Origin of the sequence: Streptomyces triticagri, assembly GCF_003429565.1 — a bacterium.
GTDB classification, from domain to species: Bacteria; Actinomycetota; Actinomycetes; order Streptomycetales; family Streptomycetaceae; genus Streptomyces; species Streptomyces triticagri.
Genome location: NZ_QUAK01000057.1, coordinates 1 through 12,590, shown reverse-complemented (window position 1 = coordinate 12,590; position 12,590 = coordinate 1). Strand labels below are relative to the sequence as shown.

The 12,590-nt window shown below is 72.3% G+C and carries 10 protein-coding genes; 3 read left to right on the top strand and 7 right to left on the bottom strand.

Features of this window, described 5'->3' with window-relative positions; genetic code table 11:
• Positions 1 to 111 precede the first annotated feature (111 nt).
• From DY218_RS10540 to DY218_RS10520, 5 genes are all read right to left on the bottom strand, one after another.
• Positions 112 to 1,392, bottom strand: coding sequence for a styrene monooxygenase/indole monooxygenase family protein (locus DY218_RS10540; protein ID WP_128555686.1), 1,281 nt, complete (start codon positions 1,390 to 1,392; stop codon positions 112 to 114).
• Between the two features lie 104 nt (positions 1,393 to 1,496).
• Positions 1,497 to 2,126: a GTP-binding protein gene (locus DY218_RS10535; protein WP_128555685.1), complete on the bottom strand. Its 630-nt coding sequence runs from the start codon at positions 2,124 to 2,126 to the stop codon at positions 1,497 to 1,499.
• Complete coding sequence (locus tag DY218_RS10530) at positions 2,107 to 2,505, bottom strand: DUF742 domain-containing protein (RefSeq protein ID WP_128555684.1); 399 nt, start codon at positions 2,503 to 2,505, stop codon at positions 2,107 to 2,109. The genes DY218_RS10535 and DY218_RS10530 overlap by 20 nt, the downstream gene beginning before the upstream one ends.
• A complete protein-coding gene (locus DY218_RS10525) occupies positions 2,502 to 2,990 on the bottom strand; it encodes a roadblock/LC7 domain-containing protein (RefSeq protein ID WP_128555687.1) in 489 nt (162 codons plus the stop codon). The genes DY218_RS10530 and DY218_RS10525 overlap by 4 nt, the downstream gene beginning before the upstream one ends.
• Positions 2,991 to 2,998: 8 nt before the next feature.
• Entirely contained in the window at positions 2,999 to 6,394 is a 3,396-nt protein-coding gene (locus DY218_RS10520) for a sensor histidine kinase (protein WP_128555683.1), read from the bottom strand.
• Positions 6,395 to 6,790: 396 nt separating this feature from the next.
• Between DY218_RS10520 and DY218_RS10515 the strand changes: the two genes are divergently transcribed.
• On the top strand, positions 6,791 to 7,636 hold the full coding sequence (locus tag DY218_RS10515; protein WP_128555682.1) for a protein phosphatase 2C domain-containing protein: 846 nt from the start codon (positions 6,791 to 6,793) through the stop codon (positions 7,634 to 7,636).
• A 43-nt stretch (positions 7,637 to 7,679) separates the two neighbouring features.
• Here DY218_RS10515 and DY218_RS10510 read toward each other — a convergent pair whose 3' ends face one another.
• Positions 7,680 to 8,174: a MarR family winged helix-turn-helix transcriptional regulator gene (locus DY218_RS10510; RefSeq protein WP_128555681.1), complete on the bottom strand. Its 495-nt coding sequence runs from the start codon at positions 8,172 to 8,174 to the stop codon at positions 7,680 to 7,682.
• Between the two features lie 228 nt (positions 8,175 to 8,402).
• Here DY218_RS10510 and DY218_RS10505 point away from each other — a divergent pair, with 228 nt between their 5' ends.
• Positions 8,403 to 9,239, top strand: a complete 837-nt coding sequence (locus DY218_RS10505; RefSeq protein ID WP_128555680.1) for a lysozyme — start codon at positions 8,403 to 8,405, stop codon at positions 9,237 to 9,239.
• A 107-nt stretch (positions 9,240 to 9,346) separates the two neighbouring features.
• On the opposite strand, the gene lon is transcribed toward DY218_RS10505, so the two are convergent.
• Positions 9,347 to 11,806 (bottom strand): endopeptidase La, encoded by a 2,460-nt coding sequence (gene lon / locus DY218_RS10500; RefSeq protein ID WP_128555679.1) that lies wholly within the window; start codon positions 11,804 to 11,806, stop codon positions 9,347 to 9,349.
• A gap of 168 nt (positions 11,807 to 11,974) precedes the next feature.
• On the opposite strand from lon, the gene DY218_RS10495 reads away from it, so the two are divergent.
• Positions 11,975 to 12,590, top strand: a 616-nt coding sequence (locus tag DY218_RS10495) for a GNAT family N-acetyltransferase (RefSeq protein ID WP_128555678.1), incomplete at its 3' end; no start/stop codon positions are given.

Below are 12,590 nucleotides of genomic sequence, written 5' to 3'. Positions count from 1 at the left end.
AGGGGCGCTTCGGCGCTGAGTTCCCCACCCCGCCCCTTCCCGAAACTCCTGCCGGAGGGGCCTCCTCAAACGCCGGAGGGGCTCTATTGGAGCCCCTCCGGGAAGGGGCGGTCAGGGGACTCGCTCGCCCGCCGGGCCCTGAGACTCCCCCACCTCCGCGATGTACGCGCCCGTGAGGGTCGGGTCGTAGAAGAAGTTCTCGAAGTCCGAGGGGTCGTTGAAGCCGTTGGCGAAGCGGTCGGCGATGGGCTGGAGGTCGCCGGCCGCGCCGATCAGATTGAGGACGTGCTCCGGCGGAGCGCCGAGCATCGCGTTGGTCCACTTGGTGACGTGCTGCGCCGTCTCCCAGTAGCGGTCGAACGTCGTCTGCATCCAGCTCTCGTCGAACGGTTCGTCCCCGCGCTCCACGATCGAGTCGAGGTACGAAGCAGCGCACTTGGAGGCCGAGTTGGAGCCCTGTCCGGTGATCGGGTCGTTGGCGACGACGACGTCGGCGACGCCGAGGACCAGGCCGCCGGAGGGCAGCCGGCCGATCGGGTTGCGGACGGTCGGGGCATAGCGGCCGGCCAGCGTGCCGCCGGCGTCGGTGAGTTCCACCTTCGTGGCGCGGGCGTACTCCCACGGCACGAACTTCTCCATCAGCTCCAGGGTCAGCGCCAGGTGCTCCGCCGGGTCCTTGATGCCCTTGAAGGCGTCCAGCGGGCCACCCGGGATGCCCTCCCAGAAGAGGATGTCCGCCCGGCCGGACAGGGTGACGGTCGGCATGATGAACAGCTCGCCGACGCCGGGGACGAGATTGCAGCGGACCGCGTCGAACTCGGGGTGCTCGGGGCGCGGCCCGAGCCCGTGCACATACGACACGGCGAGGGCGCGCTGCGGCTCCGCGTACGGCGAACGGGACGCGTCGCGGCCGAACATGGAGACCAGCTCGCCCTTGCCCGCGGAGACCAGCACCAGGTCGTAGGTGCGGGAGAAGTAGTCGAGGTCGGAGACGGCCGCGCCATGGATGACGAGCTGGCCGCCGCGCTGGGCGAAGGTCTCCATCCAGCCGGCCATCTTGACCCGCTGGTCCACGGACTGTGCGTAGCCGTCGAGCTTGCCGACCCAGTCGATGACGCGCGGGGTGGTGCCGGGCTGCTCTCCGGTCGGGCCGGCCACGGAGACGCCCAGGCCCTCGATGCGCGGGGCCTGGCTCTCCCAGAAGTTGAGGCCGAGGTCGCGCTCGTGCTGCAGGGCGGTGTGGAACATGCACTGCGTCGACATGACACGGCCCGAACGGATCTCGTCGGCCGTGCGGTTCGACATCAGGGTGACTTCGTAGCCCTTGGACTGCAGGCCGAGGGCGAGCTGGAGCCCGGACTGGCCGGCTCCGACGACAAGTATCTTCCGCATGGGCGGGTTCTCCTAGGGGTGCAGCTGGGGGTGGTGCGGGGGCGGCGCGCGGGGCCGGCGTGTCAACCACCGCTCGGGACCGGGCTGTACGGCTCAGGACAGCGCTATTCGGGCGTGACGTCCAGGGCGTGGCCGACCAGGGCGAGCAGCGTCTCGACGACCGCGAAGCGCTTGCGCGCATCCATGATCACCAGTGGGATCTCCGGGCGTACGGTCAGGGCCTCGCGCACGTCCTCGGCCTCGAAGCGCTCGGTGCCCTCGAAGTGGTTGACCGCCACCACGTAGGGGATCCCGGAGCTCTCGAAGTAGTCGAGGGCCGGGAAGCAGTCCTCCAGGCGGCGGGTGTCGGCCAGCACGACCGCGCCGATCGCGCCACGCACCAGGTCGTCCCACATGAACCAGAAGCGCTGCTGGCCCGGTGTGCCGAACAGATAGAGCACCAGGTCGTCGTCGAGCGTGATGCGCCCGAAGTCCATGGCGACCGTGGTGGTCATCTTGTCGGGCGTCGACGTCAGATCGTCGGTGTCCTCGCCGGCCGCGGTCATCAGGGCCTCGGTCTGCAGCGGGGTGATCTCGGAGACCGAGCGGACCAGGGTGGTCTTGCCGACCCCGAAGCCGCCCGCGACGACGATCTTCGTCGATATGGGGGCCCGGGTGTGGTCGGTCTGCCAGGCCTGTGCGCCCTCGTCCGCGGCCTGGGCGTCCGGCAGCAGGTCAGAGACGGCGGAGTCCACTGAGCACCCTTTCGAGGAGAGCGCGGTCCGGCTGTCCGGGACCGTGGCCGGTTCCGTACACCCGGATTCTTCCCTGGTCGGCGAGGTCGCTGAGCAGTACGCGGACCACGCCGAGCGGCATTCTGAGCAGCGCGGCGACCTCGGCGACGGTGCGCATGCGGCGGCAGAGTTCCACGATCGCCCGCATCTCGGGCATGATCCGGGTGCCTGCCGGGCCGTTGGTCAGCTCGCGGCGCTCCTCGGGGGCCTCGAGGGCCGCGACGAACGTCTCGACGAGCAGCACATGGCCGAAGCGGGTGCGGCCGCCGGTCAGCGAGTAGGGGCGTACCCGGGCGGGTTGTCGGTCGGCGCCGCGTACGGGGAGACGAGCGGTACTCACTGGGCGTTCTCCATCGACTGGCGCAGCTCGCTGCGGAGTTCGGGGGTGAGCACGTGTCCGGCACGTCCCACGAAGAGTGCCATGTGGTAAGCGACCACGCTCATGTCGCAGTCCGGGGTGGCGTGCACACCGAGCAGCGAGCCGTCGCTGATCGCGGTGACGAAGAGGCTGCCCTCGGCCATCGCGACCATCGTCTGCTTGATTCCGCCGCCGTCCATCAGCTTGGCCGCGCCGAGCGTGAGGCTGCCGATGCCGGAGACGATGGTGGCGAGATCGGCGCTGGAGCCCTTCGGACCCTCGGAGTTGCCGGCGCGCTCCTCGGTGTGCCGTCCGGGGTCGGAGGACAGCAGGAGCAGACCGTCGGAGGACACCACCGCGACGGAGTGCAGACCTGGCACCTCCTCGACCAGGTTGGTCAGCAGCCAGTGCAGGTTTCTGGCCTGGCTGCTGGGGCGGTACGTGCTCGGGGTGCCGGACGTACGCATGGGCGCAGTCAACTGCGTGCCTCCTCGACTGGATCCCCGTCGGTCGGTGCGGTCGGAGCGGCGGCAGTGGTCGGCTGCGGCGCCGCGGAGTCGGTCTGGTCGGACGTGCGGTCCCCGTCGGGGCCGTCGGGTATTGCGCTGGGGGTGTCCGTGGCGTCGGGCGCGGGTGTGTCATCCGCGGCTGTCTGTACGGCGGTGTCCGCTGCCGGTGCGTCGGCGGCGAGCTCCGCCTCCACGTCCCGGCGGCCGGCCATCGCGCCCCGGCGGAACCCGCCGAGCCGGCGCCGCAGCGCCTCGGCGTCCACGCTGCCGCCACCGGGCCGTACGGGAGCGGGCGCGGGTGCGGAGACCTTCGGGGTGCGCTTGGGCAGGCCCTTGGCCGTGAGCCGCGGCGCGGCGGAGGCGGAATCGGCCTCCTCACCGAACCGGGCGGCGGGGATCCGCGGCGAGCGGGGCGGCTCGGCGGAGTGCTCGTCGTCGTCACCGGCCACTGCGGACTGGGGCGGTACGGGCTCGTTCGGTACGGGCTCGTTCGGCACGGGCTCGTTCGGCACGGGCTCGTTCGGCACGGGCTCGGACGTGTCGGTCGGCTGCGCGGCCGGCGCGGGTTCGTCGGCCTGGCGTCGTGCGAGATCCGCCGTGCCGAGGGTGCTCGTGGTGGGGCCTTGCGCGCGGAGTTCCGGGGCGGGCGCGAGGTCGTCGGCGTCCGCTGCGTCGTCGGGGTCGGCCGCCTCGTCGCAGGCGCCCTCGGCACCGGCGTCGCGTACGTCGTCACCCTCGTCGTCAGCGCCGTCGCGTACGGCCTCGCCCTCGGTGGCCCGTACGCCCTCATCGGCGGTGGCCCAGGAAGCGGCCGCCGGCTCCGGGGAGTTGGCCTCGAACGGGGCCATCAGCTGGAGCGTCAGCTCCGATGCCGGCACCTCGTCGACGGTGGGGTCGGTGGTGGAATCGTTGGTGGGATCAGTGGTGTCGCCTGCCGCAGGAAGGTCGTCCTCGCCGGGCTCCGCGCCGCCCGGATCAGCACCCGTCTCCGCCTCGGCGGACCGGAAGGCCGCCTCCGCCGCGGCGATCAGCGGATCCTCATCCGCGGCCTGCAGGTCGTCGGCCTCGTCCGCGGACGTCGCGTCCGCCCCGTCGGCCGTCGAACGTCCCGTCAGGACATTGGAGTTGGCCTCCGCCTCGGAGCCGGGCAGATGCACGGCGGGAGCCCCGCCCGCCACCGGTGCGTGCCGGGGCGGCAGCCCGCCCGCGGGCGCGGCGGCCAGGATCGGCCTGGGCAGCACGACGACCGCCGCGACCCCGCCCTGCTTCTGGTCGCGGAGCTGGACCCGGGTGCCGTGCCGGGCCGCGAGCCGGGCCACCACGTACAGGCCGAGCCCGAGACCCTCGCCGCCCTCCGCGTCGTACGTCGCCGCCGGATCGAAGTCGGCCAGGCGGGAGTTGAGCGCCTCGATGCGGTCGTCGGGCAGGCCGATGCCCTCGTCCTGGACGGAGAGCATCACCTCGCCGCTCTCCAGGAGCCAGCCGGAGATCTCCACCTGGGCGTCCGGCGGCGAGAACGTGGTGGCGTTCTCCAGGAGTTCGGCGAGCAGATGGCTCAAGTCGTCGGCGACGAACCCGGCGATGTGCGCATGCGGCGGCAGCGTCGCGATCCGCACCCGCTCGTAGCGCTCGATCTCGCTCACCGCGGCCCGTGCCACATCGATGAGCGGCACCGGTCCGGGGTGCGTGTGCTTGTGCTCGGCGCCGGCCAGGACCAGGAGGTTCTCGCTGTGCCGGCGCATGACCGTGGCGAAGTGGTCGAGCTTGAAGAGGGTGGCGAGCCGCTCGGGGTCCTGTTCGCGCTCCTCCAGCTGCTCGATGACGGACAGCTGGCGTTCCACCAGGCCGAGGGTGCGCAGCGCCAGGCTGACGAAGGTGGAGTTGATGCTCCGGCTCGCCCGCTCCAGCTCGACGCCGGCCTCGGCGAGCTGCGCCCGCAGCTCCTCGCGCTCGTCGGCGAGCTTCTCGCGCTGGCCGATCAGATGCTTGCGGTCGCCCTCCAGTACGCCGATGCGTTCCCGCATACGGATGCTGTGCTCGTGCAGGGCGTTGACGGAGCGGACCACCGCGGCGAACTCGTCGTTGCGGCCCGTGAACCGGATCGGCTCGACGACGGCGGCCTCGTCCCCACTTCCGCCGTCCTTCCCGCTCCCGACGTCCTTCCCGCCCGGCGCCGGCTGCGCGCCCGCCTCCGCGAGCCGCGCCGAGCCGAGCCGCAGCACTGCGAGCGGCCGGGTCAGGGTGCGGGACACGCCCATCGAGACGCCGACCGCGACGAGCAGCAGCACCCCGACGAGCGCGATGCGCAGCTCGAGTGCGGTGACGTCGTCGTCGCGGAGCTGCGCCAGGGCCTCGGTGCGGTCGGCGGCCAGGCGGTTCTCCACTCCGCGCATCTGCTCGACGCGCGCGGAGAGTGCGGCGTCCACCTTCGTACGGCGGAAGCCCAGCTCGGCGTCTGAGAGCGTCGGCTGGTCGGTGAGCCGGGCCAGGTACTTCTCGGCGGTGGCGACCTCGGGTCCGCTGAGGGTCGACTCGAGCCGCTCGCGGTCGGCGCGCGGCGCGTCCTGCCGGAAGTCGGCGAGCGCGGCCTGTTCGCGCACCCGGGCCTGCTGTGCCGCCGCGCTGAGCGCGTCCCGGCGGCGGTCGTCGGGTGTGTCCGCGGTCGAGGTGACGGGCAGTCCGGTGACCGGGTCGATGGTGGTGGCGGGCTCGGGACGCGGTGTGGCGAGGGCGGCGAGCAGCAGGCCGCGGGCCGCCGCGCCCTGCTCGACGGCGCGGTCGAGATCGGCGAGCGCCTGGCGTCCGCCGCCCGCCCGGGGCGGCACCTGGTCCGCCAACTCGGCGGCCAGGCCATGCAGTTCGGCGATCGCGTCGGTGTACGAGGTGTGCGCCTCGAGCGCGTCGTGCTTGCCGGTGAGGGATCCCCTGCGGACCGTGGCGATGGTGTCCAGGTCGGCGCGGAGTCCGTCCGGCGCCGCGCTGCGGATCTCGGCGATCTGCCGGTCCACGCGGCCGCTGCGGCTCTCCGCGAGCCCCTTGCCCTGCGGGCGACCGGCCGCGATGTACGAGGTGACCTCGTCGCGTTCGTCGGCGAGCGAGTGGGCCAGGGTGACGGCCTCCTCGGTGAGTTCGGCGAGGGTGACGAGCCGCTGCGACTCGTTCAGTCGGGACGAGGCCCCGATGATCGCGGGCGCTCCGGCACCGGCGACGGTGGCCGCCACGACGGCGACGGCGATCACGAGCCGGCTGCGTACCCGCACGGTGCGCCCGCCGGTGGCGGCCTCTCCCTCGGGTCGTGCTGAACCGGCGCCGTCCTTGCCGCCCTTGCCCCGAAGCCGCTTCTTCTGCACCGGTGCTCGCATTTCTTGAAGTACTCGTCTGCCCAGGCCCAGGTGACGGACGGTCGGCACCCACCGTCGGCCGGTGGGTCGCCACCCACCGCCGGCCCGGTCGGTACGGATCGTCGCCCCAGGCGCACCCGGGAAGGTCCCCGACCCTTCCAGTGCGCCCGGCGCGTGGTCGCCCATCATCCGGACCCGCCACTCGAAGGAGTGAACATCGACGGGAGGGTACGGGCAAGTCCCGGCGGCAATCCCACGAGGCCCTGGCGGAGCGCCGGTTGGACGGGCCGGGAGTCCTTTGGCAGGATGCCCCAGCCGATTTTCCGGAAGGGTTCAATCCGGTGCAGATTCCCCTCGGTGACCTGCTGGTACAGGCCAATCGGTGCGCCTGTGAAGGCCTCGTGCAGACTGATTCACATGCGTATCGAACTGGCCACCGAGCCGGGCCTGCCCGAACACCCCAACGAGGACTACGCCGCGGTCGCGCTCCCCGCGTCCGGACAGGGCGGATCACTCGTCCTGCTGGACGGGGTGACACCGCCGCGCGAGGACGACGGGTGTCTGCATTCCGTCACCTGGTTCTGTGCGCGGCTCGGCGGCGCACTGGGTGAACTGTCCGTTTCGCGGCGGGACATGGAGCTCACCGAGGTCCTCGCGGCGGCCGTTTCCCGCACCGCGGACACCCATCGGGATTCCTGTGACCTTTCTCACCCGCGTACGCCTCAGGCGACGGTGGTCCTCGTGCGTTGGGACGCGGAACGGGTCGAGTACCTGGTCCTGTCGGACTCCGCGCTCCTGGTGCAGGCGCCCGACGGCGCGGTGACGGCGGTGCTCGACGACCGGCTCGCCCAGCTGCCGCCGCACATCGCCACCGCCCGCGCCGCGGTGCGCGCCCTGCCGGAGGGCTCGGCCGAACGGGCCGCCGCAGGGCGGGAGTACGCCTCTCTGGTGGAGGCGCTGCGCAATGCGGAGGGCGGCTTCCACACCGCCGCGGCCGACCCTTCGGTCGCCGGCCGCGCGGTGACCGGCACGCTTCCGCGGTCCGGGGTACGGGCGTTCGCCGCCCTGAGCGACGGGGCGACCCGCTGGGTCGAGAAGTTCCGCGAGGGCGACTGGGCGGACTGCCTGGGCGTCCTCGAGAAGGAGGGGCCGCAGCGTCTGATCGACCGGGTCAGGGCCCTGGAGTCCGCGGACCCGGAGTGCAGGGCGTACCCGCGCGGCAAGCGGCACGACGACGCGGCGGCGGTGTACGTCGAGCCGTGACGGATGCCGTGGCCCAGGGGGCGCCGCCTTCCGGTGGGTGGGCTCAGTCCCCCGACAGTTCGTTCAACCTCCCCAGGAGCCGGGCCAGTTCGGCGACCTCGCGGCGGTCCCAGTCGGCCAGCTTGCGGATGTAGCGCTCGCGCCGGGCGTCCCGTACGACGCCGAAGCGCTCCCGGCTCTCATCGGTGAGGCGCAGCAGCGAGGCGCGGCCGTCGGCCGGGTCGGGTTCGCGGGCCACCAGGCCGAGCTGTTCGAGTCCGCGCAGCTGCCGGCTCATGGTCGCCTTGCCGACGCCGATGAACGCGGCGAGCTCCGTGGCCCGTTGCGGGCCCGTCCGTTCCAGGAGGCCGAGCAGTCCGTACGCCGCGGGCTCGAGATCGGGGTGCACCTCGCGGGCCATCTCGCCCGACGAGGCCCGCGCGCGGCGGAGAAACACCGCCAACTCGCGTTCCAGCGCGAGGAATGCGTGGTCCACCCCGGCAGGCCCGGCGTCGTCGGGCTCCTCGCCCGGTCCGGTCCCCCGCACGTCAGCAGCCATGAATCCCGTCGCCCTCCTTGAAAGTTTCTGCCAGGTACGGCCGTTGCCGCAGCTGGGCAAGTATTTCGCAGGCTTAGACCTCCGGCGGTCACCGGAGGCTCTTCCGCCACGGGGTCTACGTGCGTAGCGTCGAGCCGTCGCGACGAAATGACATGCCCACACCAGGAGTTCGCCAGGAACACCCCGGGACATTCCAGGAACTCCATCGAGGCCCACGGAGGCACGCTCATGCACGTGCACAGACCGCGATCCCCCCACCGTTCCCGGCTGACCGCGGCCGGCGTCCTGCTCGCCGCGCTCTCCCTGCTCCTCACCGTGCCCGGCACCGCACAGGCCGCCGCCTCCGCCGACGACCGTCCGGCCCGCGGCGAGGCCCGTCTGGGCATGGGCGTCGTCGAACACGACGGGCAGGGCGCGCTGCCGCCCGAGGGCCTCGCCGCCACCACCGAAGGCGTCGACGTCTCCGGCCACCAGGGCAACGTCGACTGGCCGGCCCTGTGGAACAGCGGCGTCAAGTGGGCCTACGTGAAGGCGACGGAGGGCACGTACTACCAGAACGAGTACTTCGGGCAGCAGTACAACGGCTCGTACGACATCGGGATGATCCGCGGCGCGTACCACTTCGCCACCCCGGACAGCGCGAGCGGCGCCGCGCAGGCGAACTACTTCGTGGACCACGGCGGCGGCTGGTCGAAGGACGGCAAGACCCTGCCGGGCGTGCTCGACATCGAGTGGAATCCGTACGGCGCGACCTGCTACGGCCTCTCGCAGTCCGCGATGGTCGACTGGATCCGCGACTTCACCAACACCTACAAGGCGCGCACCGGCCGCGACGCGGTGATCTACACGGCCACCAGCTGGTGGACCGAGTGCACCGGCAACTACGCCGGCTTCGGCGCCACCAACCCGCTGTGGGTGGCCCGTTACGCCGAGGCGCCGGGCACGCTGCCGGCCGGCTGGGACTTCCACACGATGTGGCAGTACACCTCGACCGGCCCGATCGTCGGTGACCACAACCAGTTCAACGGCGCCTACGACCGCCTGCAGGCCCTCGCCAACGGCTGACCGTCCGCCCCTCTCCGGCGGGAGGAGCGACGCACCGCGGCAGGGGCCCGGCACCCGGCGTTCTCCACCGGGTACCGGGCACCTGCCGTACGAGGCGTACGGCGCGGTCAGGCTGCGACCGGCAGCTCCGGCGAGGCGTCCTGGGTGGCCGGCGCGAGCGCCAGGTCCAGCACCTGCCGTACGTCGGTCACCGGGTGCACCTCCAGCTTGTCGAGGATCTCGGCGGGGACGTCGTCCAGATCCGCCTCGTTCCGCTTCGGGATGACCACCGTGGTGACCCCTGCCCGGTGCGCGGCGAGCAGCTTCTGCTTCACCCCGCCGATGGGCAGCACCCGCCCGGTCAGCGAGACCTCACCGGTCATCGCCACATCCGTACGGACCTGGCGCCCCGACAGGAGCGAGGCGAGCGCCGTCGTCATGGTGATGCCGGCGCTGGGGCCGTCCTTGGGGACCGCGCCCGCCGGGAAGTGGATGTGCACGCCCCGGTCCTTCAGGTCCGCGACCGGCAGCTCCAGCTCCGCGCCGCGCGAGCGCAGGAAGGAGAGCGCGATCTGCGCGGACTCCTTCATCACGTCGCCGAGCTGACCGGTCAGAGTCAGCCCCGAGGCGCCGGTCTCCGGGTCGGCGAGCGAGGCCTCCACATAGAGGACGTCACCGCCCGCGCCGGTCACCGCGAGTCCGGTGGCCACGCCCGGAACGGCGGTGCGCCGCTCGGCCGGGTCCTGTGCCGACTCGGGCACGTGGTGCGGGCGCCCGATGAGCCCGCGCAGGTCCTCGTCCTTGACGGTGAACGGCAGCTCCCGCTCGCCCAGTTCGTGCTGGGCCGCGACCTTGCGGAGCAGCCGTCCCACCGACCGCTCCAGATTCCGTACGCCCGCCTCGCGGGTGTACTCGCCGGCCAGCTTGCGCAGCGCCGACTCGTCCAGGGCGACCTCGTCGTCCTTCAGGCCGGCGCGGTCGAGCTGGCGCGGGACCAGGTGGTCGCGGGCGATGACGACCTTCTCGTCCTCCGTGTAGCCGTCGAGCCTGACCAGCTCCATCCGGTCGAGCAGCGCCTCCGGGATCGCCTCCAGGACATTCGCCGTGGCGAGGAACACCACGTCGCTCAGGTCGAGTTCGACCTCCAGGTAGTGGTCGCGGAAGGTGTGGTTCTGCGCCGGGTCGAGGACTTCGAGCAGGGCCGCGGCGGGGTCGCCGCGGAAGTCGGAGCCGACCTTGTCGATCTCGTCGAGCAGGACGACCGGGTTCATCGAACCGGCCTCCTTGATCGCCCGGACGATCCGGCCCGGCAGCGCGCCCACGTAGGTGCGCCGGTGGCCGCGGATCTCCGCCTCGTCCCGTACGCCGCCGAGCGCGACCCGGACGAACTTGCGGCCCATCGCGTGTGCCACGGACTCGCCGAGCGAGGTCTTACCGACGCCGGGCGGGCCGACAAGGGCGAGCACGGCGCCGCCGCGGCGGCCGCCCACGACACCCAGGCCCCGGTCGGTGCGGCGCTTGCGCACCGCAAGGTACTCGGTGATGCGCTCCTTCACGTCCTCCAGGCCCGCGTGCTCGGCGTCGAGCACCTCCTGGGCCCCCTTGATGTCGTAGGCGTCCTCGGTCCGCTCCTCCCACGGGAGCTCGAGGACGGTGTCGAGCCAGGTACGGATCCAGGAGCCCTCGGGCGACTGGTCGCTCGCCCGCTCCAGCTTCTCGACCTCCTTGAGCGCCGCCTCGCGGACCTTCTCCGGCAGGTCGGCGGCCTCGACGCGGGCGCGGTAGTCGTCGGACTCCTCCGCGGCGTCCGGTCCGTCGCCGTTCAGCTCGCGCAACTCCTTGCGTACGGCGTCCAGTTGGCGCCGGAGCAGGAACTCGCGCTGCTGCTTGTCGACACCCTCCTGGACGTCCTTGGCGATGGACTCGGCCACGTCCTGCTCGGCGAGGTGCTCACGCAGCTGCTCGGTGGCGAGCTTCAGACGGGCGACCGGGTCGGCGGTCTCCAGGAGCTCCACCTTCTGGGCGGTGGTCAGGAACGGTGAGTATCCGGAGTTGTCGGCGAGCGCGGAGACGCCGTCGATCTGCTGGACGCGGTCCACGACCTGCCAGGCGCCGCGCTTCTTCAGCCAGTCGGTGGCGAGGGCCTTGTATTCGGTGACGAGCTCCGTGACGGAGCCCGGCAGGGGGTCGGGGACGGTCTCCTCGATCTCCAGGCCTTCCACCCACAGCGCCGCGCCGTTCCCCGTCGTGCCGGCGCCGATGCGCACGCGGCCGCGGCCGCGGATCAGGGCGCCCGGGTCGCCGTCGGCGAGGCGGCCGACCTGCTCGACGGTGCCGAGCACGCCGGTGTTCGCATACGTGCCGTCGATGCGCGGAACAAGCAGCACCTGCGGCTTGCTGCCACCTCCGGGACCACCGGCCCCGGGACCGCTGGAGCGGGCCGCGGCCTGCGCGGCCTCCACCGCGGCTCGTACCTCGGCATCGTTCAGGTCGAGGGGCACCACCATGCCGGGCAGTACGACCTCGTCGTCGAGCGGCAGCACGGGCAGGGTGAGCGGTGCGTTGGGCTTGGCGGACTCAGCAGGCATGATCTCCCCTTCGGCAATCAAGTTGAGCTATACGCACTCAATGCTTGAGGGCCGCTGAATGTTCCCCGCACCGTGTTCGCTCTGGGCGATCAGGGGTCGTGCGCGGATCGGCGCCGCGGATGCGTAAGGCTCCCTCACCGCATTTACCTATTACCCGCAGGATGGAACATGGAGAACGTCGTCAGGGCCTGGGTCGACGGATGGATCGTCTCGCGCGGGGCCGCACCGCCGGTCGTCGAGACCTGGGGATACACGATCGACGTGGGCCTGCCGGGGCACGTCGGGCGCCATGTCTTCGCCGGTACGGACGACGCCGTACGGGAGGCCGATGTCCGCGAGGTCACGGGGGCCGTGACGGGGGTCGGTACGCAGCTGAAGGTCTTTGCCGAGCCGGCGCGGGTGGTGCCGTGGCTCGGTCCCGGCTGGGAGCCGTTCGGGTCCGGCGACTATCTGATGACGGCGCGTCTCGTGCCTGGCGGCGCGGTGGCCGTGCCGGACGGGTACCGGCTGCGGACGTGGACCGCCGGTGGGGTCTTCCGGTGCCTCGTCACCGATTCGGGCGGGAGCTTTGCCGCGCGGGGGCAGATCGCCGTGACGGGCGCGACGGCGGTCGTCGACCAGATCGAGACGGATGCGGCGCATCGGCGGCGGGGGCTGGGGGCGGTTGTGATGCGGACGCTCGCCGCGGAGGGCGCGGCGCTGGGGGCGGAAACGGGGGTGCTTGCCTGCACCCCCGAGGGGCGGCTCCTCTACGAGGCGGTGGGGTGGTCCGTGCGGGCGCCCC